The 25,628-nt window shown below is 45.7% G+C and carries 18 protein-coding genes; 10 read left to right on the forward strand and 8 right to left on the reverse strand.

From position 1 onward, the window contains the following. Window positions 1–88 precede the first annotated feature (88 nt). The 3 genes from ADIS_RS13430 to ADIS_RS13440 all read right to left on the reverse strand — a co-directional run bounded on the left by ADIS_RS13430 (window position 89) and on the right by ADIS_RS13440 (window position 3,348). Entirely contained in the window at window positions 89–1,459 is a 1,371-nt protein-coding gene (locus ADIS_RS13430) for a GntP family permease (protein ID WP_155907448.1), read from the reverse strand. A 74-nt stretch (window positions 1,460–1,533) separates the two neighbouring features. Beyond that, window positions 1,534–2,001, reverse strand: coding sequence for a DUF4440 domain-containing protein (locus tag ADIS_RS13435; RefSeq protein ID WP_010855097.1), 468 nt, complete (start codon window positions 1,999–2,001; stop codon window positions 1,534–1,536). Between the two features lie 48 nt (window positions 2,002–2,049). Further along, entirely contained in the window at window positions 2,050–3,348 is a 1,299-nt protein-coding gene (locus tag ADIS_RS13440; RefSeq protein ID WP_010855098.1) for an alpha/beta hydrolase family protein, read from the reverse strand. A gap of 319 nt (window positions 3,349–3,667) precedes the next feature. Here ADIS_RS13440 and ADIS_RS13445 point away from each other — a divergent pair, with 319 nt between their 5' ends. The 6 genes from ADIS_RS13445 (at window position 3,668) to ADIS_RS13470 (ending at window position 11,851) form a co-directional block, all read left to right on the forward strand. Next, window positions 3,668–4,468, forward strand: a complete 801-nt coding sequence (locus tag ADIS_RS13445; protein WP_238325434.1) for a glycoside hydrolase family 16 protein — start codon at window positions 3,668–3,670, stop codon at window positions 4,466–4,468. A 174-nt stretch (window positions 4,469–4,642) separates the two neighbouring features. Beyond that, window positions 4,643–5,866, forward strand: a complete 1,224-nt coding sequence (locus ADIS_RS13450; protein WP_010855100.1) for a GDSL-type esterase/lipase family protein — start codon at window positions 4,643–4,645, stop codon at window positions 5,864–5,866. A 306-nt stretch (window positions 5,867–6,172) separates the two neighbouring features. Then, window positions 6,173–9,592: a PVC-type heme-binding CxxCH protein gene (locus ADIS_RS13455; RefSeq protein ID WP_010855101.1), complete on the forward strand. Its 3,420-nt coding sequence runs from the start codon at window positions 6,173–6,175 to the stop codon at window positions 9,590–9,592. Between the two features lie 125 nt (window positions 9,593–9,717). Continuing rightward, complete coding sequence (locus ADIS_RS13460) at window positions 9,718–10,536, forward strand: 3-keto-disaccharide hydrolase (protein WP_010855103.1); 819 nt, start codon at window positions 9,718–9,720, stop codon at window positions 10,534–10,536. 94 nt (window positions 10,537–10,630) lie between these two features. After that, complete coding sequence (locus ADIS_RS13465; protein WP_081634948.1) at window positions 10,631–11,158, forward strand: hypothetical protein; 528 nt, start codon at window positions 10,631–10,633, stop codon at window positions 11,156–11,158. Window positions 11,159–11,299: 141 nt separating this feature from the next. Next, entirely contained in the window at window positions 11,300–11,851 is a 552-nt protein-coding gene (locus tag ADIS_RS13470) for a hypothetical protein (protein ID WP_010855106.1), read from the forward strand. A 99-nt stretch (window positions 11,852–11,950) separates the two neighbouring features. Here the strand turns inward: ADIS_RS13470 and ADIS_RS13475 are convergent, their stop codons facing one another. Continuing rightward, on the reverse strand, window positions 11,951–13,195 hold the full coding sequence (locus ADIS_RS13475) for a glycosyltransferase (RefSeq protein WP_155907450.1): 1,245 nt from the start codon (window positions 13,193–13,195) through the stop codon (window positions 11,951–11,953). Between the two features lie 134 nt (window positions 13,196–13,329). Between ADIS_RS13475 and miaE the strand changes: the two genes are divergently transcribed. Further along, complete coding sequence (gene miaE / locus ADIS_RS13480) at window positions 13,330–13,917, forward strand: tRNA-(ms[2]io[6]A)-hydroxylase (RefSeq protein ID WP_035805972.1); 588 nt, start codon at window positions 13,330–13,332, stop codon at window positions 13,915–13,917. Window positions 13,918–13,975: 58 nt separating this feature from the next. On the opposite strand, the gene ADIS_RS13485 is transcribed toward miaE, so the two are convergent. Next, window positions 13,976–15,304 (reverse strand): Gfo/Idh/MocA family protein, encoded by a 1,329-nt coding sequence (locus ADIS_RS13485; RefSeq protein ID WP_010855109.1) that lies wholly within the window; start codon window positions 15,302–15,304, stop codon window positions 13,976–13,978. 563 nt (window positions 15,305–15,867) lie between these two features. On the opposite strand from ADIS_RS13485, the gene ADIS_RS13490 reads away from it, so the two are divergent. Continuing rightward, complete coding sequence (locus ADIS_RS13490) at window positions 15,868–16,086, forward strand: hypothetical protein (RefSeq protein WP_010855110.1); 219 nt, start codon at window positions 15,868–15,870, stop codon at window positions 16,084–16,086. A 5-nt stretch (window positions 16,087–16,091) separates the two neighbouring features. On the opposite strand, the gene ADIS_RS13495 is transcribed toward ADIS_RS13490, so the two are convergent. From ADIS_RS13495 to ADIS_RS13505, 3 genes are all read right to left on the reverse strand, one after another. Next, complete coding sequence (locus tag ADIS_RS13495; RefSeq protein ID WP_010855111.1) at window positions 16,092–17,090, reverse strand: BamA/TamA family outer membrane protein; 999 nt, start codon at window positions 17,088–17,090, stop codon at window positions 16,092–16,094. Between the two features lie 158 nt (window positions 17,091–17,248). Beyond that, window positions 17,249–17,938, reverse strand: a complete 690-nt coding sequence (locus ADIS_RS13500) for a phosphonatase-like hydrolase (protein ID WP_035805976.1) — start codon at window positions 17,936–17,938, stop codon at window positions 17,249–17,251. Between the two features lie 120 nt (window positions 17,939–18,058). Next, on the reverse strand, window positions 18,059–21,952 hold the full coding sequence (locus ADIS_RS13505) for a glycosyltransferase (RefSeq protein ID WP_155907452.1): 3,894 nt from the start codon (window positions 21,950–21,952) through the stop codon (window positions 18,059–18,061). A 160-nt stretch (window positions 21,953–22,112) separates the two neighbouring features. On the opposite strand from ADIS_RS13505, the gene ADIS_RS13510 reads away from it, so the two are divergent. Together ADIS_RS13510 and glmS are read left to right on the forward strand one after the other, a co-directional pair. Beyond that, window positions 22,113–23,423, forward strand: a complete 1,311-nt coding sequence (locus tag ADIS_RS13510) for a glycoside hydrolase family 2 TIM barrel-domain containing protein (protein WP_010855114.1) — start codon at window positions 22,113–22,115, stop codon at window positions 23,421–23,423. A gap of 351 nt (window positions 23,424–23,774) precedes the next feature. Beyond that, window positions 23,775–25,613 carry a glutamine--fructose-6-phosphate transaminase (isomerizing) gene (glmS, locus tag ADIS_RS13515; protein WP_010855116.1) on the forward strand — a complete coding sequence of 613 codons (1,839 nt, stop codon included), beginning with the start codon at window positions 23,775–23,777 and terminating at the stop codon, window positions 25,611–25,613. The last annotated feature ends 15 nt before the right edge of the window (window positions 25,614–25,628 follow it).

Below are 25,628 nucleotides of genomic sequence, written 5' to 3' on the forward strand. Positions count from 1 at the left end.
GGTACAACCGAACCCTTGATATGGACTGGCCTGACCACTACGGGTAAAACCGATCCAAGCAGGATATTCTATTGGCCTCCTTTACGATTTACTGCATCGGGAAAAGCCAAGCGGCCAACATTACTTGTAACAGTCCGATCAATCCGATCAGTGCCAAAAGGAACGTCCAAGTCTTAAGGGTTTCCTTTTCGCTAAACCCACTCATTCTCGATACTACCCAGAAAGCGCTATCGTTCATCCAAGATATAAAAACAGATCCAAAACCCATCGCCAAAAACAAATAGACTGGATGAAAGGTAAGCGGTGGTCCTGTGTGTAACATGCCCAACATTATGGAGGACGAGGCAATCATTGCTACCGTACCTGACCCCTGTGCTGTCTTAAACATAGCTGCCAGCAACCATGCGAGTGGGATGTAGTGTATATGAAACCGCTCTGCCAGCATACCGATCAATTGCCCTATACCTGTATGTCCGATCATGGCACCATAGGCTCCTCCTGCGCCGGTAATCAGAATGATAACCCCTGCAACCTCCAAAGGCTTGGAAACACGTTGCCAAAGTGCTTCCCTTCCCAAACCCCTACCTTTGGCCAACAGAACAACAGCCGCAAAGGCCCCGAGTCCCATGGCGATATTCTTGTTTCCCAAGAAAACTACCCATGGAGGAATGGTATCACTTACCAACGTTATCATCGATGAAGATCCGATCAATACTACCGGCAAAAATATAGGCGTAAGGGAAGGCAGAAGTCCGGGAAGTACTAGGACAAGGTTGTCCACACCTACATCCGTTCGAACCGGCAACGGCATCCTTCTGTTTATTCGTCTTCCGATGGTCCAAACCATCGCAGAGGGTATCAGACCTGCAACCAATCCTGTCAAAATCACAAAACCCAAATCCAAACCCAATGTTTCGGCCATTATCAGCGGTCCGGGCGTTGGAGGAACAATGCTGTGGTTGATCACAGCACCACCCCCAATAGCCAACACATACCAAAGGTAGTCTTTGCCAGTTTTTCGTGCCAGAGCTATTCCTAAGGGTATCAGCAAGAAAAAAACGGTGTCAAAAAAAACAGGAATGGACAAAATAAAGCCGCACAAAAGAAGGGCAAATGCGGCCTTACCTTCTCCCAAATAGCGCAACAAATCATGCACAATTCTTTGAGCCCCGCCACTTTCAAGCATGGCGACACCAATCACCGCCGCCAGAGCAATCACCCAAGCAATCTTTCCGGCCATTGTGCCAAACTCCACCAATGGCAATTCCAACGCTGTATTCAGCCATGTTTGACCTGTAAGCAAAGGTAAGTCCGGGGTAAGTAAGCCCACAAAAAGGGCAGCAATAATCAATGCAATAAATGGAGGTATCCTGAGCCTGCCTATCAACAAGACAACCAAGCACATACTGGATAAAAGCAGGAAAAAAGGCCAGTAAGCCGAACGTAACATCTCCTCCATTAGCTAAAGAAAGAAAAAAATTCGCCTTCCTCCAAAATTCCAAGGCAATCTATCAATCGAGGAGGATAGGTTGGCTACTGTGTCCCGCTTGGAAGCATATTACGGATTCCAGCAATCCTCCATTTACCTTCTTCCTCCACAGCTATAAAAGTGCTCCACATCCGCCGAATGGCCAAACCTCCCTCCGGCTCTATCGTATAGCGTGCATCTATCACCGCTACGGAAGGATTAATCAGCCTGATTCGCTCTACCGCTAAGGTTCGCGTTCCTTCGTTGGTAGCGGAGCTTCGTTGCATTCCCTCTATCGCCACTCCAATTCCCAAACGCCACTCACCCGAGGATACTAGCTGATCGATATCATTGGTTAAAATTTCCTTAAGCAAGAGCGTATCACGTTCCTCCCTGGCTTTTGAGTAATGGTCAATCAGTTGAGTCAATTTCTGTGAAACCTCAAACGGAACCGTCATCTCCTGCGCACTCGCTGCAGCTGTCAAAGCAAAAACCAACGATATGACCAATGTAATCGAAACCCAGTACCTCATAACTATACCTCTGTTGTAAAACATACCTTCTACAACCCTTTTCGCCTACTATTCAGGGGAAGCCCTGTGAAGTTGCATCCCAATGGAAGTTCTTGGCTTAAAACCTTTCCAAGTCTCCGATAAAGAATCTACGGAAAGGTCTAGGTACTCTGCCAAACCCTGTTCATCTTTCAGGTAAATCCCCAAAAAAGCCGTCAGAAAATGTTGATTGATGTTATTGATTCTACGCTCGTCCCAGACAGGTTCGGCATACCGCATGTATTCCTCTCCATGTATCCCATCCGCAAAAGACGCAGTCGGTGGAGGATTGGGAGCTACATTATGTCTAGCTTGCTGGTAAACCAACATGTACCGCCTGGAATTGGAAAGTCCCTGATAGATGGCTTTGACACCATCCTCATACCCTGAAATGTCGTCCTGGTCTCCGGCCACCAGAAATGTGGGAATGCTGACCCCTTTCAAACCATCCTCATCCCAGGCCCCACGTTGCATTCCCCAAGGTGCAAATGCCACGATGGCTTTAACCCTTGTATCGGTAAGTGGCACATACCCTGGATGGGAAAAAATCCGATTATCCATGATCGAGCTGCCCCCGGCAAACTGTGCTACCATTCGCCCGAGCATTTGACTGTAACCCGCGCCCGCCGCGTTGAGGACACCATAGCCTCCCATGGAGTAACCAACAAGGGCCGTTCGGTTTACATCCACCAGACCCGAAAGAAAACTTCCAGATTGACCATCGGCATATTTCGCCACCTGATCCAGTACGTACAGGTCATCCAACGCACGGTAATACAGGGTACTGACAAACTTTCCAGGCTGCTGAAACGTGGATTCAGGATGATCAATCGCTACGACCACGTATCCCTTCGAGGCCAGGTTTTCTGTAAGGTAGGACATCAAATACCGTGAACCGAGAAAACCATGCGACACTATGACCAACGGAAAGGGGCCTGCTGGAAGAAAGGGCTCCGCATCACGAAGGGATCTGCCTTGAAACTTAAATGGGATAAGGGGACGATTTGGATCGCCGTTGATACCCATAGCGTCTTCGTAAACAGTCAGCCCGGCCCCTTTTTCGGCGCCACTAGGGTACCATATTTCGACCGTTATTTGCCGGTCATAACGAGGCGTTGAATCGGCTGCGAAAGACTGAATATCCCATTGGTTGGGATTTGACCAGGTCACCGTCCGTACACCTACGCTGAATTCACCTCTCGCTGCCAACTCAGGAGCGTCCGGCAACAAATCCCCGTACACAAAATCGGCAGACTGGGCATAGGCTACAGAAAACCCAATACCGGACAATACAAAACCAAAGAGATAATTCCGAAGGATATGGATCATTTTTAGTTAATTTGTTTTTTTAACTACTCAATGCAACAAAGAAAACCAACTTATGTCAAAAAATAAAATTTGGTTGCCTAGTTGGCCTGCTTAAAGGAGTAGCAAAACCAGAATGACCGCCAATTAGGAAAATCTACCTGGTAAAGAATCGATTAAAAATCAACTTTGTTAAATTTAGATTAAACTAAAAAATGAATTTTAATAAATTGTTTATCAATATTTTATGATTCATAATCTAAATAAAAAATTTAATACTTTTTTTGGAGTGATCTGCCTAGGTTTCCTCTGCAATCCGATTAAAGGACAACAACTACCCAACATGAATCCTACCCCACAAAAAAAAGGATACGAATTGGTTTGGTCTGAGGAATTTGATCGCGACGGAGCTCCCGATACGTCCAATTGGGGCTTTGAGAAAGGCTTTGTCAGAAACCATGAACTACAATGGTACCAGGAAGAAAATGCAGTCGTGATAGATGGGAAACTGATAATCACCGGAACAAGAGAACGACGGGCAAGTCCTATTTTCGACCCATCCCATCCTGACTGGCGTCATCAGCGAGAATTCATAGACTACACTTCGTCCAGTTTGCATACCGGTGGGAAGTTTGAATTCAAATTTGGCTGGGTGGAAGTTAGGGCAAAAATTGACACCGCTATGGGCATGTGGCCGGCTATTTGGACCTTGGGTGTTGACCGTGGCTGGCCTGCCAACGGCGAGATTGACATTATGGAATACTACCTATCAAATGGAATCCCTACGATACTAGCAAACGCCGCATGGGCCCATGCACGTGAGCGAGCCGCTTGGGACGAGGTAAAAATACCTCTTTCGGATATATCCTTGGGCAACGCCGATTGGGTAAAGCACTTTCATATTTGGGAGATGGATTGGACCTCTTCCTATATCCGTATTTATTTAGACGGAAGGCTTTTAAATGAGATTGATCTTAGTCGAACAATCAATCCCGATGGCTTCAATCCGTTTCACCAGCCACACTACCTCCTGCTAAACCTAGCCATCGGAAGTAACGGAGGAGATCCTTCTGGAACCGATTTTCCCAGAACATTTGAGGTGGACTATGTAAGAATTTATAAAGAGGTCCCATCAACCGATTAGACCGCCAACAAGAATCTAACAACATATTGTCTAAAACACCATCGACAAATGCCCATCTTTTTGGATATTGCCGTCGTGAAAAAACAGAAAAACCGTAGAGAAGCAAAGAGGATATCTTTCGTTTACGCACGTTAACATAAAACAACTATTCCTAAAAGAAACCAACACCAAATCATGCAAACATACCTTGCTCAGGGTAGATTGTTACCATTTTTATTTGCAGCCCTTTTAGTGATCCCTGCACCCGACGTTTTATCCCAAACAACAAACCCAATCCTGGAACTCAAAACAGGAGACCGTATAATTATTCTTGGAAATGCGCTTGCCGAAAACGAGCAGTTCTATAATTATTTGGAGTTTGGCCTAAGCAGGCATTGGCCTGAGCAAAGCATAACCTTTCGGAACCTGGGGTGGTCTGGCGACAATGTGTTTGGAGATGCTAGGAGCTATTACACCTCCCCTCCTTCACCCTATGAACTATTGATGAGCCAAATCAGCGAGGCCAATCCCACGCATGCGATTGTCGCTTACGGCGGAGTGGAGGCACATGACGGGGTGGCAGGACTCGAAAAATTTGCCGAAGGGCTGGAAAAACTGCTGGCCAAATTTGAAGAGTTGGGCAGCAAAGTGATCCTTCTTTCCCCGATACCCCAATTCGGCGGGGCAACTCCTGAATACATTGAAGCGAGAAATAGGGAATTGCAGCGCTATGCAGATAAGATCGCCCAGTCTGCCCAAAAACATGGAGGTATTTATATTGATCTAATGCAGCCCTTTTTATCGATCGACTTTGTCGCATCCGACGACGGATTGCACCTCAATGAGGCGGGCTATTACTTTCTAAGTGAAGAAGTTGAAAAATCACTGGGCTTATCGACCAGCAGTAAAAACCTAACCATAAACCCAGATGGCACAATCAATAGCTCTCAGCGAGTCTTTGTGGACTCATTCGACCCAAAAAACGGACGTCTCAGCTTCCGAACGGAAGAAAACCTATTACCAAAACCGCTGCCAAAAGTTCAGGAATCAAGTGAATTCGCTGCCCCCGTACTCACTATAAAAGGGCTCAAAAAAGGATTCTACGAGCTAACAGCCAATGGTGAGCACGTTGCATCCGCCTCTTCAAAGGCCTGGGCAGAGGGAGTTCCGATCCATCAAGGAGGCAATTGGAAACAGTCAGAGTATCTACGAAGGTTGTTAAACCGAAAGGATGAAGTATTCTTTTTCAAGTACCGTCCGCTAAACCGAACCTATATTATTGGGTTTAGAGAGTACGAACAAGGCCGACACAGGAAGGATTTAGATGATTTTGATATTGTACTCACCTGGCTACAAGGGCAGATCACCGAGGCAAAAAAACCTACACAGGTACAATTTAAACTCTCGCCTATCCCTTAAGGATGGGAGGAAGTTGAATTAAATTCGAATCAATTAATCTATTGGTCAATGCCCATGCTTCGAAAAGACCTAGTGCAATTCTACTAATTCAAGAAAAAAACCAAGTGATCGCATAAAAGGTGATGCCCCAAATCATGTATTATGAGGAATACCCCAGCGCACGTCGAGCATTGGGTTCTTTAAGTACGTTAAAATAATAAACAAATGAATAACCTACCTTATTCGAGAAACGTTTGCCGTCCTCGTATTTCTCCAATCGGCAGCAGAATTTCAGCTACCTACCTATGCAGTATCTGTATCTTTTTCATGCTGTTTTCTTTAAACACTTCTGCCCAAAACAGTCTGAGAGATATACCTTCCCCTGACGTACAGGATCAATTGCGATCCTTCCAAGTGGCTGAGGGTTTTGAGGTGAATCTTTTTGCATCGGAGCCAATGGTACTGAAGCCAATTCAAATGAACTGGGACGAGCAGGGCAGGTTGTGGGTGGTCAGCAGTACCGTATACCCACACCTAAAGCCTGGAGAAACCCCAAATGACCGAGTATATGTTTTGGAAGACACCAACGGTGACGGCAAGGCAGATAAATCCACCCTTTTTGCCGAAGGCTTGATTTCTCCAACCGGAATCCTGCCGGGAGACGGGGGAGTTTATGTAGCCAATTCTACCGAAATACTTCATTTGAAAGACACGAATGGAGACGGTAGGGCCGATGTGAGGAAACGAGTGCTTACCGGCTTTGGTACAGGTGACACCCACCACCTTATCCATACCTTTCGATGGGGTCCGGACGGACTGATGTATTTCAACCAGTCTATTTACATATACAGCCACGTGGAGACTCCCTGGGGAGTACGTCGTCTGGAAGGCGGCGGGGTATGGCAGTTTAACCCAAAAACGATGGAATTAAATGTATTTGCCCGAGGACTTATCAACCCGTGGGGGCTACAATTTGACCGCTGGGGGCAGTCGTTTTTGACGGACGGCGCAGGAGGTGAGGGAATAAATTTCGCTTTTCCGGAGGCGACGTTTGTCACCGCACCTGGAGCAGAGCGTATCATCCGCGGCCTTAACCCAGGACAACCAAAGCATAGCGGCCTGGATATTGTTTCAGGTAGGCATTTGCCCTCCTCGTGGGAGGGTAGTTTGATCACCAACGATTTTAGGGCCAACCGAATAAACCGGTTTGTACTTGAGGACCAGGGCAGTGGGTTTGTTTCCAAACAAGTGGAAGACCTACTTTGGACAGATCATATTGGCTTCAGGCCTGTTGACATCCTGGTCGGGCCTGATGGGGCGATTTACGTGGCAGATTGGTACAATCCCATCATACAGCATGGCGAGGTAGACTTCCACGACCCTCGCAGGGACCAACAACATGGCCGGATCTGGCGGATTACTGTCCAAAACAGCGAAACATTACCCGTGCCGAACCTAAACTCCTATTCGGTCAAGCAGTTGTTGGATGCGCTGAAGTCACCTGAGGCTTGGACAAGGACCATGGCCAAACAAGTACTCAAAAATAGATCGGGTGTGGATGAAGCCTTAACCCAATGGATAGACAATCTAGACAAAGCCCATTCAGAATATGAACACCACCTTCTCGAAGGGCTTTGGGTTTCCCAAATTAGAGGTATCACCAACACCAATTTGCTGACTCAATTGCTCCAAGCTAAAGAGGGCAATGCACGCGCAGCTGCTGTTCGAGTGCTATCTGCCTGGAACCGTAAGGTCCCATCTTATATTTCTTTGCTGGAAAAGGCCGTTTCTGACTCTCACCCGCGTGTTCGGCTAGAAGCCATTACCGCACTAGGTAAGATCAATGAAGCTAAATCGGCAAAACTTGCTCTATCCGTCTTGGATCATCCCATGGACGAATACCTAGATTTTGCACTCTGGAATTCGGTTCGAATGCTAGAGCCGGTGTGGATGCCGGAATTTGAAAAAAACAGGGAATATCTTGGCGATTCCAAGCGGACTTCCTATGCCCTGAAATCTGTTAAGAACCCGCAAGCGATCAATCATCTAACCAACCTTTATATTGGGGACCAAGTGCCGGAAAACTTTCAATCTGACGTCTTGGCAGCCATAGCCCGCCATGGTAACATTGCCGATCTGAATACGTTGTTCGAAAAGACGTTAGCAGAAAGCGGTTCCAAGTCCAAGACATTGGCGAGGCTTACTGCACTTCGTCAGGCAGCGACCCAACGAAAGCTAATTCCTGACAACCAACCAGGCAGGATCGGAACACTTGTAGAGCATGGTGACACACAAATCTCCACCATCTCGCTTCAGTTAGCGGGCCTGTGGAACCGGACTGAACTGATTATGAGATTGGTCTCAATTATCGAAACCGGTGACCGGGACATTAAGGTTGCGGCACTTCGGACACTTGCTATGATGACCGACCCAAAGGGTCACCAATTGCTTTTGGAAATGGCAGAAAGAGGGAAATCCGAAGAGCTACGCGTCCTGGCCACCGCACAATTGGTCCCAGTAAACCCGACGAAGGCTGCGGATCTGGCGGTAAAGCTTATGGAAACAAAACCAGAGGAACGCGAAGCGGCGGAACTTTTCGGTGCGTTTATGGCACAGGATGATTTTGTAGCTGCGTTGACTGCCCGATTGGAAAAGCAGGGAATTCCTGCCGAAATGGCCAAGTTGGGCAGACAATCCATGCGGCATATTAGTTGGTTCCGCCAAAACAACCATGTAAGTCAGGCACTACGTAAAGCACTGGAGGCATCTGGGGGTGTTTTGCCCCCTGAGCGTATGCCACAGCAGCTCAATGAGAGTCAAGTCTATGCACTGGTTCAGCAGGTAAAAAATACCGCCGACCCGGAGCTGGGTGAGGCCATTTACCGAAAGACGGCTCTGGCATGCCAGACATGTCATGCGATTGGTGGGGCCGGCGGCTTGATTGGCCCTGATCTTAGTTCATTGGGCACCAGTTCTCCGATAGACAATATCATCCGGTCAATCGTAGACCCCGCTGAGTCGATCAAGGAAGGATACGAATTGCAGAAAATCACCAAAAACGATGGCTCGGTGGCTATGGGTTATTTGGTAGCCGACGGAGGAACAGAGGTGGTGCTAAGAAATGTCGCCGGCATGGAAGAACGCATTCCAAAATCGCAAATCAGTTCCCATGAGAATGTTCCAGGTTCATTGATGCCTCCGGGATTGACCGCCAGCCTCGAACGAAAAGAGTTTATTGACTTGATCGGCTACTTGTCCAAGTTAGGTGAGTCGGGGAAATACCGTGTTCCCACCGAACGATTTGTACGCCGCTGGAGAGTCGCTTCAGCCAACCAAGAATTGGGTCAGCGATGGGAAAACGACGGCATTGATAAGCTGCTATCCACCGACTATCGATTAAGGTTGGGTTCCAATTACAGCAGGGTGGCAGGAGATCTTCCCTTGGAAGAAATTCCGATTATCGAGCTCGGTGATGGCAAAAAACGCAGTCTCGTACAGTTTGAAATCGAAGTGCTTACTTCGGGAGATCTGGGATTAACGGCGAATTTGGGGACAGGCCTTGAGCTTTGGAACGGGAGTGAACCTGTTTCCTTTATTGGGAATACGGCCATAGTCCGGCTGGTACAAGGTAAACACCAGTTGACCCTTGCCATAGATCGGAGTATCCACACGGAGGGAGGGGTGGCCATTCGACTCTCCGATCCAGCTCATAATGCTGCACAGACAAGGCTCACTATGGGCCGTTAAATCAAAAAAAATCCCCCAGTTTTTAAAATTGGGGGATTTTTTTATGGCTTGGTACGCAAATTTCCCCCTTCGTTCTGATTAATCCACCCCGGCTTATTACTTTTGAGGTTATTAAATCGAATGAAATGAAAATTTCTAAAAACACCTACTTCCCCGGCTTCGCGCTTTTTTGTGTCATGGTATTTGCTGTCTCGTGCAGCCAATCCGCCTCGGTGGATTCGAAGTCTATGGAAAAAAATGACGAATGGCTTGTGTTGTTTAACGGAGAGGATTTGCAGGGATGGATCCCTAAGTTCCATCATCACGAAGTGGGTGAAAACTATGCCAACACCTTTCGGGTTGTCGACGGTGTGATACAGGTGAATTATGACGGTTATGAGCAGTTTGAAGAAAGATACGGACATCTTTTTTACCAAAAACCCTTTTCCAGTTTTCACCTCACCTTTGAATACCGCTTCACCGACCAATGGATGGAAGATGCTCCTAGCTATACCTTTCGCAACAGTGGCGTCATGTTTCATTCCCAGGCTCCTGAAACAATCTTAAAGGAACAGGACTGGCCTATTTCAGTAGAATACCAAATGCTCGCCGAAGAGACCCCTGGGGTGTCTAGACCCACCGGAAATATGTGTTCACCTGGAACAGAGGTTTTCTATCGAGGGGAAATGGATCCGCGGCATTGTATCAACTCAAGCTCTCCCACTTTTCCATGGCATGAATGGGTACGTGCCGACCTGATTGTTTATGGGGATTCGCTCGTAATACATCAAGTAAACGGCGAAACGGTTTTGGAATATACCAAACCCCAAATTGGCGGTGGTGTGGCAAACCGCTTTGACCCGGCAATAAAAAAAGATGGCACGCCGCTAACCGAGGGCTATATTGGACTTCAGGCAGAGGGACAGGGAGTGGAATTTAGAGATATTAGGTTAAGAGAACTTTGATTATTTTTATTTCCTGACAGAAAATCCCAGAGGTCTTGGCAACGATGCCTGAAAAATTTCGTTTATTTTGTTGATTATAAATATGTCCCCTTTTATGCGAGCCTATCTGTTTTTGGGTATCTTTTTGCTTCTTACCACCTGTTTTTCCTACGGTCAAACCATGTCCAATCAATCCGTCTATTTGGAGCTAGCAGGAGCGGGATTGGCCTATTCGATCAATTACGATTTTCGGTTTTCAAAAGAAGATATCCAATCCTGGGGCATGCGCGTGGGTGCCGGTGGATGGGCAACAACGTATAATTCCGGTTCAGAAAGCCTACTTACGCTGCCAATTCAAATGAATCGGCTTTTTGGCAAGAAAACCCATTTTTTTGAAGTTGGCGGCGGTGCCACATTTATCCATTACCGGGACAGATGGGGAGGAGGCAATTACGAATGGAGAAATTTCAACTTTATTTTAGATTCTGGAAATACCCCTGCCTTTATGGGCACGCTGAACATGGGCTATCGAAAAGTTCCCGAAAATGGAGGATTCACGTTCAGAGCAAATCTTACCCCCATTTTTAACCACAACGGTTTCTGGCCTCTATTTGCTGGGATTAGCTTTGGTTACGCATTTTGAATGAAAGCACCCAAGCAGACAGGAATGTCCTATCGCTACAAATGATATACTATGTAAGAAGGGTGGGTAAAAGTCTTTGAAGAAACAACATACGCCCTTTCCGAAGTTGAAAAATTATCCATAATCAAAAAATTACCAAAAATGAACCGTTACCTACTGATTGCATGCCTTATCTGTTTGCCTTTTTGGCTTCATGCCCAACACCAATCTGTTGATTCTCCACACCGCGCGGTTTATTTTGAAATAGGCGGTAGCGGATTGATTTACACTTTCAACTATGATGTAAGATTTGACCCAACCCGGCTCGATTCATGGGGAATTAAAGTTGGCGCTGGAGGCTACTGGATTAATGACCGAGGATTCTTTTCGGTTCCGCTGGAGGTCAATCGCCTCTTTGGTAACGGACCCCATTATTTTGAAATGGGCGCCGGAATTACCTTCCTGGCATTTAGATCAAACCGATACCTCTGGACCTGTGACGAATCGGGCTGTACCTCTTCTTTACAACATGACCGTACGGAGATTGTCCTTCCCATCAACGGCTCGCCAAATGCAATGGGTACCCTGAACTTCGGGTATAGAAGAATACCGATAGGCGGAGGAATGTCATGGAAAATCAACCTTACGCCACTGTATAACCAAAACGGGTTTTGGCCACTATTTGCAGGTGCCGGAATTGGGTATGTTTTCTAAAGCTGGTTTGTAGATGTTGACGTTGGCACTCCACAAGCCGCCTCTACGAAGGCACCGACCCATGCAATACGTTCGATTCGGAGGGAAGGGCAGTTTGCCCTACCCTTCCAGTTCGAGCAGCTCTTTTAAATCAATTAACAGTCGGATTATCTCCCGATCAAACCCGATCGTTTCACTTTCACTTCGGGCAATGAGCCCTTCACCAACTTCAAGTAGGGACTGATTTGGGCTACCATGATCCCTCAGGTAATGTACTAGCTTCAACACCAAAAAGCCATCCATCCAACCCCAAAACTTGCGGAAAAACACCTCCTTGGTTCGGGACTCCACCCTAAACTGTCCTACCCGATCACCGAATGACACAAATGAAAGCACTTCTCGGATCGGATCTGGCAAACTATCCATGTGAACATCCCTCTCATAGATGTCTTCTATCTCTTTAAAAAGGAGTGCCATCCTATCGAAAATCTGTAGACTGTAGGTTTTCAGCTCCCTATCCCCTGTTTTCCACTCCCTTTGGGCACGCCCCGTGCCAAAAGGCACGCGATCAGAAACCCTACAAGAAGGAAATACAGTGGCAGGAATCTCCCTGAAACCACCCAAGGGCAGCAATTTGTGCATGAAATAGAAATCCTCTCCCGCTTTTCGTTTGTTCATCCCGCCGGATCTGGCATATAAAGACGCCCTCACTGCCATACAGGAACCGATTGTATGGACGGCAAACGGATAGCCCGCCCATTTCAAACCCTGGATGAAGCACCTTAAATGTAACTCATAAGCTACGATCCCAAGTTGGAGTGACTCATCGATCTCCAACCGCCAATCATGTCGAAACTGAAAATGTGCCAACTTAATCTCCTTGTTGGAAAAAACCCTTTCTGCTGCCACTAAGTAGCTAGTCGAAACCAAACAATCTGCATCCAGGCAAAGGATGGGGCCATCTCTTCCGAGAGAAGCCCATCGACGGAGCCCTTCATCCATGGCAATCTTTCGCGCCAGTCCCGCACCGGCATAGCGATCAGGAAGCCCTTCCTCTTGGATAATCTTCACATCTAGTTTGGAAGACGGATTTCTGCTACACCAATCGCCCACTTGCTCTATACTAGTGCGATTTGCCTCTAGAACTTCTTCAGGGGCACTATCAGGCGCATTAACCGCCACAATGACCTCTACCGCTCCGGAAGGTAAAATACATCTACCGAGAGATTCCAAGGTTGCCAAAAGATTAGGCTCTTTATAGCAAGGAATGGTGATCACAAGGGAAAGATCAGCAGGAGGTGGATCGAGGAAATAAGCCGGCCTTACTTCAAACCTGTTTGTATATGTCTGAATTATTTTCTCCAACTCCAAAATCGCTTTGGCTTTTTCAACCTTTATATACCACGAATATCTAAATTTGAGCTCCACTGACCAAATAAGGAAGAATTTAACAGCTTGGCAAAGGCGAACCCAAATAATCTCACTATCACCAAATTTGAATGAAGTACTCTATTGATTTGAAAGTCCCATCCTCCCAAGCCTGGTTGGACGCTGTGATGGCAGATTTCGATTCCTTTTTGCAAGATCATGCAGACTGTGAACGAAAGGCTTCTGCCATGGCCACATCTTTAATCGCAAAATACCCCGATCGCCAACGGATCATTCCCCCTATGATAGAAACGGCCATCGAAGAGCTGGAGCATTTTCAACAGGTGTTTGCGTTGATGCAACGCCGCGGAGTGAACCTGCAGACCGAAATGAAAGAAGATCCCTACATCAAACAACTGATGCCACTTACCCACGGAGGTACTCCGGAGTCGAGGTTTATGTCACGGTTACTTCTTGGATCCGTGGTCGAATGCCGGGGCTGCGAACGATTCAAGTTAGTGTCGGAAGCGCAACAGGATAACGAGCTGAAAAGGTTTTACAAAGCGCTGTGGACATCGGAGGCAAAACATGGGAACATTTTCGTAGAGCTTGCCCTAGCCTACTTTGATGAAAAGGCCGTTTACACCCGCCTGCATGAAATGATGGAATTTGAGGGGGCTATTATTGAGAATCTTCCCATTCGGGCGGCGTTGCATTAAAGCGTACCCAAAAAAAGGGAAGGCTTTTCACCTTCCCTTTTATAAAATACAATTGCCATTACAGACGATACCCCGCCCTGTACTCGCGATGCATGTGTTTTTCGGCTTCGGGATCATTCACAAACTTTTCGTTCTTTGGATCCCATTTTATAGGCCGCATCAACTCATAGGCGATGTTGCCAAGGGTGCAGGTGACGCAGGTGCTATGTCCAACCTCCACGGGTGCAATCGGGTCCTTCCTTCTTCGTACGGAGTCGATGAAATCAATATGGTGTACTCTGCCACCGCCTCCCGTGATGTCTTTTTCATTTTCCAACACGGGGTAGAGGGACGGATCGGAAGCATTGTAACTGCTTCTGGTGACTTCTATCCATCCATCTGAGCCAAAGAACTTGCATCCGCGGGACTCCTTTTCGTCAAAAGGTTGCTCTGTAACGACAACACCATTGGAATAGTTAAATGTCAAAAACTTGGTATCCCGATAGCCAGCCGGAACGATTTCAATCGGTCCGTTTCTATCCATACCAATTCCCCACTGCGCAATATCAAACATATGGGCTCCCCAGTCCGTGGTCAGCCCACCACCTGTCTCTTTGTACCATCTCCATGCTCCCCATAATTTTTCGTTCTCAGGCGGGTTTAAGCTGATTGGCGGATTCAATTCATGATTGTAGGGGATGTCGGCCTTCAATGGACCCAACCACATTTCCCAGTTTAAATCAGCAGGAACGGCTTCCGCTGGCAGATCAAAGGGCTTTGGCGGCCCACCAGAGCATGCATAGACCTTAGAGATTTTACCTATCCGTCCCTTTTGTACCATCCGTACAGCGTGCTGGAAATTTGCATAGGATCGCTGCATAGAACCGGTGGCCAATACGATATTGTTTTGACGAACTGCCTTTACCAGTTCCTGCCCCTCCCGAATGGTAAAAGTCAGCGGTTTTTCGAGATAGATATCCTTTCCGGCCTTGCAAGCATCTATCGCTATCAGCGCATGCCAATGATCGGGAGTAGCAATGACTACTGCATCTATATCTTTCCGGGCCAATAGGTCATGGTAATTTTCATATACGTCGATACGTATTTTTTTACCTTGTTCTTTGTAATACGCCTCTGCCCGCTGCTTGAATCGCTCACGCTTGATCCCGTATACATCACAGCCTGCTATCACCTCTACATCGGGGATGGAAATAAAACTGCCCATCATACCGTTATTCTGCCGGCCTAAGCCGATAAGACCAAGCCTCAGCGTTTGCTGCGCTGGTGATCTAAGTTCCTCCTCCCTCGCCATCGAAAGACTAGGCAACACACCCGCTCCGGCAACGCCCAAAAGTCCCTTGCCCATGAAACCTCTCCGGGAAAGCTGCTTCTTTTTATTTTGACTCATTGTTCGATTTGGTTTATTGTTTTGATGAACGCACAAAATACTCAGGATTTGGGAAAATACCTTCACCTCCCATCACTTTGATTTAATGAGCTGTTTAGTAGAGAAGGAGAGCAACTAAGCGATCTCTTAGTTGAAGCTATGTTTGAATAACCTGCAAAACTCCGAGCAAATTAACTATCAAGAAATAATCAAACGCGGGTCAGTGTTTACTATTCCATTACATTTTAGGTATTACAAAATACATCTTTGATGATTTATCGGAAACTTAATTCATAATTACACCTGATTTTCAGACACTTAAAAATAAATGAAACGAAGCTGATTTCTTTAAAAAAAATTTAAAACTTTTTTTCGGAGGAAACGCATTTTTATCTACTCAAAATACTTTTTATAGATTATCAACAATTATCAATATTTAAAAGCCTCTTTGCCTATTTTTCGCAACGAAAATATTGTATATATTTGAATACAGATAGTAAATAAAACATCTCCCAAGTTACTTACGTAAAAATTGTTTGAGGAGTGTTCGGTGGTGCTGTTAGAGTCAAAAAAGGAGGTGTGAAATGGAAATAGGAATCTTAATCGCGACAGGTGTTTCATTTGGGCTTTTGGTGATTTACAGATCGTTTGTGGGAGCTGAGGAAGACCCGGAGACCTTTGATGCTACTGTTCTGGCCGAAAAATTCAAGAAGCCGGCAAACTGGAAAGTGGGAAAACTACCCGACTCAACACATGTAGAGGAAGAAAAAAAAAACAGGCTTTCATTAGCGTTGGCTGATTGATTCACTTAAAACGCTTCTCCAATAAAGAAATAAAAGCCAGATCCTTCCCTTGTTAGCGCCCAGTCCAAGCGGGTATAAATATCTTTTTTGGGAAATAGCAAAAACCTAAGCCCGCCTCCGCCAGAGACCACCCACTTATCCATGGCTAGTCTTTCCCAAGCAGGGAAAACCTGTGAGGTGCCGGCAAACACAGCCGCCCCCAATCTATTTGTAAATCCCAGATTTATTGGTAAAAAACGTATTTCCGCCTGGGTAGCCAGCTGATTATTATCCCTATAACGGCCTGTATAGTACCCCCTCATCAAACTCTCCCCCCCCATCAGCGAAAGCTGATTGAACGGTACCTCTCCCCACATAGATTGCCCAAACATCTGGAAGGCCAACACAGTGCGATCTGAAAGAGGTCGAAAAAACCTAGTATCAAATATCAAGCTACTAAAGTTGAATGCGGAACTGGAAAAGGGATTATAATTAAAAATGGCAAGCTCGGAAAAGGCCCCCTTTCGTACGTTCAGCACATTGTGTCGGTCATCGTACACCAACCCCAACCCCAGGCCCAAGTTGGCGGATCCCGAAGCCCCTAACGGCAATGAGACGGACTGTCCCGGTTTAGCAGGAACAAACTCAACCTGACCAAGGCGTTGATAGTCCACTTCCAAGCCAAAGAACAGATTATTCTTCACCTGCCTAAGTACTCTTTCTTTGAGCCAAAGCTGGTGAGCATCTACTCGGGCAACGTATTCTTGGGGCGTATCGGGACCGATGCCAAAATACAACAATGGAAAACTTTGATAACGGAGTCTTCCCAAAAAAAACCACCTATCAGCAGGTGTGTAGATTGCATGATCCAACCAGACTCCGTATTGGTTTTCCAACGTGAAGAAAGTGAATCCGTTGATTTCACTCAATCGATTGGTAGTGTCCCTGTCGGCGTAATACACATATAGCGTACTAAAACCTATCTCCCAACTAGTCTCGGGGGCATAGGCAAGCGTAGGATACATCAAAAACTGTGGCTTCGTAATATCACTCGTGTCATTGAGAATTCCATTGATGTAGCGTTTAACGAATCCTTGTCCTTTAACCACATACGGGTGGAAACAAGTGATCATTACTACGAAAAATGACACAGCGAAAAACGGCTTCATCCTCTCGGGAAAAATCACCTTACAAGCCCCAGGTTGGCCGGAAGGTCAGCCAAGCTGTCCAGAATGAGATCCGGTCCGGCGACTTCTAGCTGCTCGCGGTTTTGGGCTCCTGAGAGTACTCCAATCGTAAGTCCACACCCCGCATTTTTTCCCTCCTCTATATCAATGCCCGAATCACCTGCTTTAATAACCAGAGATGGGTCACTTACACCAACCAATTCCATAGCCCGGAGGATCATGTCCGGTGCAGGTCTTCCGTTTGTCACATCGTCGGCTGTAACTAACCCGTCGATGTCAGCTCCAATTTTCCATCCAAGCTTTTCAACCAACGCTGTAGCGGTTCTTCTATTGTAGCCTGTGTTCAACACCACAAAAACCCCGGCTGCCCGCAACTGATCGATCGCTTCCTTTACTCCTGGAAAGGTCTTTACGTCCAATTCAGAATACGCACGATCAAGCGCAGGCTTGAAGTTTTCAAACGCGTTATCTGCAACTTCACGGATTGACTCTGCTTTAGTGCAAGCCTCCAGAACATCCATTATAGCTTGGTGCTTTTCCTTTCCGGCACCAAATTCCAGTACCTGATCGAGAGAAACTTGGAAACCCTCGTCGTTGATAACCTGCTTGACGGTTTTGTACACCACGTTGTCCTCATCTACCGTGGTACCTGCCATGTCAAATACGGCCAATTTACATGTAGTCATATCCATTTTGCTCCTTCGACGTCCGCATACCCTACCTGCCGAGTGCGATGTTCAAAAGTAATCGAAATAACTGTACTGTCCACTATTTAAACCCAGGTTTTTACTTGGGAAACCTCATCGCTAGTAGGTAAACTGTAACGGCCTGGATGCTGTAATGACATTTCCGTGGGAATCATACGCATGCACATATACGCGAGAAGGCTTCTTTGGAACCTTGATTTCTACGAAGCGATTGTTCTCGATACTATTAACAACTGGATTTGAACGCTTCCAGGATCCTTCCTCGTAAACTTCCCATTTATAGGTAAGTGAATCGCTGTATTCATTGATTGTCGCGGCGGAAAGCCAGATGCGCTCATTGGGTCTCACATCCTGCCATTGACCAACAATAGTAATGTCCGGGAAAGAGGTAATTCCCAAATCTGTTCCCAACCAAGCGCTGGCCAAGTAGTAATAGGCAGGCTTGGGGTTTCCCTTAAAATCCGTGATACCAAACCAAGTGGCCGTCCCCTCAAACCGATCCTGCCAACTAAAAGCAAAGCCACCCAGGTTTTTTCCTTTGTTCGCTTCGATGTATTGGGTCCATTGTCGGTGATAATACTCTCCCTTGGAAACAGAAGAAAGCTCTATCAACACACTATCACTCCAATAGTCTCCCAGTTCCGGATTCCAGTAACCTTTGGGTCCGAATTCGGTAACGACATAAGGCCTGTCTGGATCAAATTCGGTAAAAATATCATCAAGAAGGCTGATATTCTCTTCGTAATATGAATTTATTCCAATGGCATCCAAAGACGGTGCATGTGCCCTGTAGTCATGTATTGTCCCTATCAACCGGATATTATCATGCTCCTCTGAAGACAAAATTGGACGAGTCGGATCTATTTCTCGAATTTTCTGAGCTAATTCCTCCAAAAACGAGATATACGATTTCCTAACCATGGTAAGATAAGGCTGCCCGTACCGCTTTTTCAATAAACCCCAGGTTTCATTACCAATATTCCAAGCAACTATGGCTTCATTGTCCTTATGCTTTTTGACAGATTGAAGAACTTTTCTCTCGTAGGCTGCCAATTCTTTTCTGTCCGATAGGTAATCTACTTTAGGGTCAAACCAAAAGCCATACATTACCTTAAGGCCCTGAAGATTCGCCTCCCTCAGTATGTTTCTGTCATAAATCCCAGGCTCATACCTTCTGATGGTATTTGCCCCAGCTTTCTTCATTTTTTCAAAATCACCGGCCACCTGTTTTCTGGATAGGGGTACAAATCCTTCCTCCCAATCATGGCCTGTATTGTAACAAATCCCTTTCATATAAAAAGGACTTCCATTAACGGTCAGGGTAAAATCCCCTTTCATTCCCTGTAAGCTACTTGGACGCACAGTTCCTAAGTTATCAGAGACCGGAACTGTTACGGGCATCTTGGATCCGGCCCATTGGGCTACGGGCCTACTGACCTTCGAAAGATCAAAGGTCCAATCTATGAAATCAGCCCCCCCTAATGGTCTCCAATCTGTAATCCAATTCTTATCGATGTCACTAAAAAACCAAACAAGCGCCTTGATCTCAGGAAAAGACTTGATTGCACTTACCGACTCGCCAACCCAAATAGATGCATCTGTACTATAGGAAACTGAACCAAACTCAGAAAGCATTACGGGAACATCTATGTTATGTGCATCCAACTGATCTTTGAAAGGTCTATATATAGTCTCGAAAGAGATTGGATTTCCATTGACGGATGCAGGCCCATAGTTTAGTGCTGTTAATCCGACCCAATCAACAAACTCTGTCACAGATCCTCCCCCCCCAAAGGGATAATAGACAGATAAATTTTCGGGATCCCAGGGATTAAAAACCCAGCTGACGTTCTGGGCACCTACACTACCAAACAAATAGTGTATGTGTTTCCAAGCAGCCTTAAACTCTTCCGGTGTGTTACCACCCGTCATGGACCAAGGATACATAGGGTTATCCATTTCATGGGCAAATCGAAGAAAAACAGGCGCATTCAAATCTCTTATGGATTTGGCCACTTCTAAAATGTACTCGTCAAAAAACCCTTCGACAATGTATTTAAACACTTTCTGGTTTTGGGAAAGGTCTTCCCATTCATCTACCCACTCTAATCCAGAAACGAATGGCTCCCAGGTAATCATGGGGATACTGCCATGATTCAAAATCTCCTTCCATTTTTCTAGAGGTAGTTCCAAGTCCGACCAATACAAATAGGTCGAAATAATGGCCCAGTCCGTACCTACCTCTTTTTCCGCCTGCTTGATTAAAGAAAAATCATGGGTTTGGTCGTAGGAAGCATGATAGATACCGGTATAATTCCCACCAAAATTACGCTCACTATTGCTGAGAACTCTATTGTAATCACTTGGTAACTTGATATCAAAGGTGACAAAAACAAAAATTATGGAAAGAACTATGGGCAAGACCATAACGGTCGGAAGGGCAATTTTATTAACTTTATTATAAGTAAGGTGGGCACTTTCTATCACAGGTCTGTTCTTAAACCAAAACCACGCGGCACGTAGATTATTTACCCATACAAACTGGCCTAAAAAAAATGCGCAAAAGAATATAAACCCATTCATAAATGCAAAACTCGCCATCAGCCAGCTATAGGGCTGCCAGTCGTTGCTAAGTCCGTAGAAGACTGCTGCAAAAGAAGCGACTGATATGATGAGATTCGGGAGCCCCAGCTTAAAATCACCTTTTGAGGAATGTTCCTTAGGGGTAGGAATATAAGGCACTTTCTTGTTTATCAACGTGTAGATAAAGCCAAGACTATATACCCACCAGGTACCTACCCTCAATATTCCTCCGAGAATATGTAACCCTTTTTCATCCCGTTTATGAAGCCATCGTTGCGCATAGAACCGTTGAATCAAACTCATTCCTAGGAAAGGCAGAAAAGCAGCAAAGAAAATGCTGGGATCCAGCTTCCATGGATATTCGCCCGTATAGAGTGAATAAATTGGAATAACCACATCGATAATCCCAATTAAACCAAACAAAAAGTACACCGGAAGTAAAAAGTAGTGGAATTTCTGTTTCCATGTGTATTTTGAAAACAATTTAGGAAGCTTATTAAGCCACAGGTCAAAAGTACCCCTGCTCCATTTAAGCTGCTGTTGATAAAATGCATTCAAGCTACTGGGTACCAAACCCAAGGAAAGAATTTTGGGTTCATACACCGACTCCCAACCTTTAGCGTGAAGGAGCATGGATGTATGCATATCTTCCGTCAATCCGGGGGCGTGACCACCGATGGAATCAAGAGCCGCTCTCCTAAACGTACAATTGGCTCCTATCGCCTGAGCTGTACCAAACTTACTCATTGCTTCCATGTAAGGCCCATAATACATATAGGTCTGTTCCGCTGCAGCGTGGGCTACCAAAGACTCCGATTGGTTCTTATAGGCCTGAACGACCTGCACATAGCCAATTTTCGGATTGTCAAAATAATGCAGGACATAATCCAGAAATTGGGGGTAGGGAGCGTGATCCGGGTCAAGGATAACGCAGATTTCGCCGGTTGCTTGCCGAAGGGCATTGTTGATATTTCCAGCCTTGGCATTTTCGTGCGTAGACCTAGTCACATGCACCACCCCCAATTCCGCACATAACGCTTTTAGTTCCGGATCATCACCCTCGTCGCAAAGGTAGGAAGTATGAGGATAGGTAACCGCAACCATCGCACGTAGCGTATTGGCAATCATCTCAAAAGGCTCCCCGGGGCAGGCCGTCGTCAGCATGTCTACTGTGTAGGCTCTTTTTGGTTTTGGAGGCGGCAAATCCCTATTGGTCGGTTCCTTTAAGACCCAAAAATGGTACCATTCAAAAACAACTTCAAGAATTTTAAAAAACAACGATATGGTCAACAGCCCATAAAGAAAACGATTCCCGACACCCACCTCAAACACAAATACCCCGATAAAAACACCTATTGACGCCACCGAGGCCGTGTTCAACAACATTCTTATCGCTGAACTTTTAATCATACCACCTTAAAAACGTTAACTGTTTTCACAAAACACATTTAAATTAATTTAAAAACCAACTTCCCGTATTAGAAAATTTCTTTTACTTTTAAGCATTCATTAAAAAAACAACAATAGAAATTATATCGTACTTTAGCAAAAATGTTTACCATATTTTCACATGCAAAGAACAAACATAACTTTTATCAGTCTTGCCAAGATTTTGTTTTTCTTCACAATACTCGTTAACTTTTCCTGTAAAAAAAATGAATCAAGTGGAATTTCTCCAAAGGTAGAGGTAAAATACGAGGGTAAAAAAGCAATTCTTTACCGCAACGGCTCACCCTACCATATCAAAGGAGGCGGTGGCATGGAACACTTTGAACAGTTGGCCTCTATTGGGGGGAATTCCGTTCGGACATGGAGCCTTTATGACGCCGATAGTATCTTAGATGAAGCACAAAAACACGGACTTACCGTAACCTTAGGCATTGAAATCGGGAGGCCTCACTGGGGCGTCGACTTCAATTATTGGAATTGGACTGAAGTAAACAAGAAGATTGAAGAGCTAAAGCCCGTTATCGAAAAATACAAAAGCCATCCTGCCTTGCTCATGTGGGGAGTAGGTAATGAAGTAGAACTCCAAGGTGGCAACAAATACCTGATATACTTCATTATCAACAGAATTGCAAAAATGATCAAAGAAATCGATCCAGACCACCCCACATTGACAGCTGTTAATTCAAGGATAGTCGGTCGAAGCAGATACCTTCTTCCAAGCATTGATATAATGGGCTACAACGGATTTGATCTTATCCCGGAATTTTATGAACGAAACAAAAATTATCGCTCGGATGGCTGGGGCAGAGCCTATGTGTTTACGGAGTGGGGGCCTCCCGGGCATTGGGAGGTTCAGGAGACTGAATGGGGAGCTCCGCTCGAAATGGAGGTCGGTGATAAGGTTAAATACTTAGAATGGTATTGGGATTTGATGAACCAAGACACGCTTGCGTTTTTGGGCTCCTATTCGTTTTTCTGGGGCAATAAAACCGAGATTACGCCAACGTGGTTTAGTCATTTCTCCCCCGAGGGTGCAAAATCGGAAACCTTTGCGTTTCTCCAGACAAAATGGACGGGGCGGGCGCCGCAAAATCTTCCTCCCAGGGTATCCCCTATTCTACTCAACGAAAAAACGCCTCCTTGGAACACGTATTTGGTTTCTGACTCATTGTATACTGTTTCGGCCACCGTCACCGACCCCGAAAACGATCCGATTACATACAAATGGGAGATCTGGCCGGAAGAGATTCAATTTCATGGAAAAAACATCTACCACTATAACATGGTAGACCAATTCGTGAACAACGATAGCTCCTCGGTCGTTTTCAAGGCCCCAAAAAACGATGGAGCTTACCGGTTGTATGTTTATGCATTTGATGATCACGAAAACTTCGGCTATGTTAATCTCCCTTTCTACGTTATAAACCGATGAATTTTCTGAAAAGTAGAGATCTTTACGGGATTGCCTGTAACCGAGTGGAATACCTGTTCTTTTTTCATTTTTTTAAAAATAAAAAAACAGCACATCATACCTGATATGAAGAAAAGGAATTAAAAAACCACTCGGATCAACTATATTTTATGGTCCATTAACGCATTACTTTTTGAAAATTTTCAACGAGACCAACCTATTCTGACAATTTTTATCTTTTCAAGAGCTACTTTGTCAGGTTCCAACCCCACCCTGCCCACTTAATATTTTGTGATTTCCGGAAATTTATAAGTAACTTTTCGACTTCTTTTTCATTTTTATCAAATATAAAATTTTATTTCGAATATAGCTATGTGTGGAATTGTAGCATATACGGGAGCGCGGGATGCGTACCCCGTAATTTTAAAAGGACTAAAACGACTGGAATACCGTGGATACGATAGTTCGGGTATTGCGTTGGGGCAGAAAGAGGGTCTTCACGTTTATAAGAAAAAAGGTAAAGTGAATGACCTAGAAGAAAGCCTGATGGGCCAGCCCCTACGGGCAAATTCAGGGATTGGACATACCCGTTGGGCCACACACGGCGAACCCTCCGACCGCAACGCCCACCCGCACCGATCAAGTAATGGAAAACTCGCCATGGTTCACAATGGAATCATCGAAAACTACGCTTCCCTGAAACAGGAGTTGACAAAAAAAGGATACAGCTTCGAAAGTGAAACGGATACGGAAGTGCTGTTACGTTTTATCGAAGATATTTTTGCCAACCAAAGCGATTCGCTAGAGGAGGCTGTTCGCATAGCCTTGCGAAGGGTAATAGGTGCTTATGTGATCATTATCCTAAATGAAGATGATCCAAATACCCTCATTGCAGCCAGAAAGGGCAGCCCCTTGGTAATTGGTATTGGCAGAGGAGAACATTTTCTTGCTTCGGATGCCTCTCCAATCATCGAATATACCAAAGAAGTGGTATATATCAATGACTATGAAATGGCCATTGTTAAGCCTGATGAGCTAATTCTAAAAAACCTCGGCAACGATAAAGTCACTCCCTTTATCACCAGACTGGACATGGAACTGGCTGCGATCGAAAAAGGAGGGTTCGAGCACTTTATGCTCAAAGAAATCGTTGAGCAGCCAACCACCATATTTGACTGCCTCCGTGGACGATTGGACACAAAAGAGGGGAGCATTCGAATGGGGGGAGTAGATCCCCACTTAGACAGGCTGACCAAAGCTGATCGCATCGTAATTTTGGCCTGTGGCACTTCTTGGCATGCAGGGTTGGTCGCGGAGTATGTATTCGAGGAGCTCTGCCGGATTCCGGTAGAAGTCGAATACGCATCGGAATTCAGGTACCGGAATCCCATCATCCGTGAAGGAGACGTTATAATGGCAGTATCGCAAAGTGGAGAAACTGCAGATACACTGGTAGCCATAGAGATGGCCAAAAGGCAAGGTGCCTTTATATTTGGCATCGTAAACGTGGTCGGATCCAGCATATCCCGTTTATCCCACGCAGGAGCATATACCCACGCAGGTCCGGAAATCGGTGTAGCCTCCACCAAGGCATTTACCGCCCAATTGGCCGTATTGATGATGATAGCCATTAAGGTCGGGTTCGCAAAAGGCACCATTGACCAGAAAAGGTATTTACACCTAGTGAGTGAGCTTGGAGCAGTGCCCGCGAAGGTTGAAGCCATTTTGGAATCCAAGGACCAGATTCGATCCATCGCCGAAACCTTTAGGGATGCCCGGGACTTTCTTTACCTCGGACGCGGATACAACTTTCCCATTGCCTTGGAAGGAGCACTCAAACTAAAGGAAATTTCGTACATACATGCCGAAGGCTATCCCGCTGCCGAAATGAAGCATGGCCCAATAGCATTGGTAGACGAAAACCTTCCGGTGGTCTTTGTGGCCACCAAAGATGCCTACCATGAAAAAATCCTGAGCAACGCCCAAGAAATCAAAGCAAGAAAAGGGAAGGTAATCGCAGTTATCTCGGAGGGTGATGATGCCTTCTCGTCCTTGGCAGATGCGACTCTACCTGTGCCAGCAGCAGACGAGTTGATCGCTCCTTTGCTCAGTGCTATACCGTTGCAGCTTCTGGCTTATTACATTGGCCATTCAAAGGGCTTGGATGTGGACAAGCCTCGCAATCTTGCCAAATCCGTGACCGTAGAGTAACCTTTTGTTATTGGA

This window comes from Lunatimonas lonarensis (assembly GCF_000390185.1).
GTDB classification, from domain to species: Bacteria; Bacteroidota; Bacteroidia; order Cytophagales; family Cyclobacteriaceae; genus Lunatimonas; species Lunatimonas lonarensis.

What these genes read in the sequence shown, in the direction of transcription:
- ADIS_RS13430 (WP_155907448.1), bottom strand. Translation starts at nt 1,459, where the DNA reads ATGGAGGAGATGTTACGTTCGGCTTACTGGCCTTTTTTCCTGCTTTTA.
- ADIS_RS13435 (WP_010855097.1), bottom strand. Translation starts at nt 2,001, where the DNA reads ATGAGGTACTGGGTTTCGATTACATTGGTCATATCGTTGGTTTTTGCT.
- ADIS_RS13440 (WP_010855098.1), bottom strand. Translation starts at nt 3,348, where the DNA reads ATGATCCATATCCTTCGGAATTATCTCTTTGGTTTTGTATTGTCCGGT.
- ADIS_RS13445 (WP_238325434.1), top strand. Translation starts at nt 3,668, where the DNA reads ATGAATCCTACCCCACAAAAAAAAGGATACGAATTGGTTTGGTCTGAG.
- ADIS_RS13450 (WP_010855100.1), top strand. Translation starts at nt 4,643, where the DNA reads ATGCAAACATACCTTGCTCAGGGTAGATTGTTACCATTTTTATTTGCA.
- ADIS_RS13455 (WP_010855101.1), top strand. Translation starts at nt 6,173, where the DNA reads ATGCTGTTTTCTTTAAACACTTCTGCCCAAAACAGTCTGAGAGATATA.
- ADIS_RS13460 (WP_010855103.1), top strand. Translation starts at nt 9,718, where the DNA reads ATGAAAATTTCTAAAAACACCTACTTCCCCGGCTTCGCGCTTTTTTGT.
- ADIS_RS13465 (WP_081634948.1), top strand. Translation starts at nt 10,631, where the DNA reads ATGCGAGCCTATCTGTTTTTGGGTATCTTTTTGCTTCTTACCACCTGT.
- ADIS_RS13470 (WP_010855106.1), top strand. Translation starts at nt 11,300, where the DNA reads ATGAACCGTTACCTACTGATTGCATGCCTTATCTGTTTGCCTTTTTGG.
- miaE (WP_035805972.1), top strand. Translation starts at nt 13,330, where the DNA reads ATGAAGTACTCTATTGATTTGAAAGTCCCATCCTCCCAAGCCTGGTTG.
- ADIS_RS13485 (WP_010855109.1), bottom strand. Translation starts at nt 15,304, where the DNA reads ATGAGTCAAAATAAAAAGAAGCAGCTTTCCCGGAGAGGTTTCATGGGC.
- ADIS_RS13490 (WP_010855110.1), top strand. Translation starts at nt 15,868, where the DNA reads ATGGAAATAGGAATCTTAATCGCGACAGGTGTTTCATTTGGGCTTTTG.
- ADIS_RS13495 (WP_010855111.1), bottom strand. Translation starts at nt 17,090, where the DNA reads ATGTATCCTACGCTTGCCTATGCCCCCGAGACTAGTTGGGAGATAGGT.
- ADIS_RS13500 (WP_035805976.1), bottom strand. Translation starts at nt 17,938, where the DNA reads ATGACTACATGTAAATTGGCCGTATTTGACATGGCAGGTACCACGGTA.
- ADIS_RS13505 (WP_155907452.1), bottom strand. Translation starts at nt 21,952, where the DNA reads ATGATTAAAAGTTCAGCGATAAGAATGTTGTTGAACACGGCCTCGGTG.
- ADIS_RS13510 (WP_010855114.1), top strand. Translation starts at nt 22,113, where the DNA reads ATGCAAAGAACAAACATAACTTTTATCAGTCTTGCCAAGATTTTGTTT.
- glmS (WP_010855116.1), top strand. Translation starts at nt 23,775, where the DNA reads ATGTGTGGAATTGTAGCATATACGGGAGCGCGGGATGCGTACCCCGTA.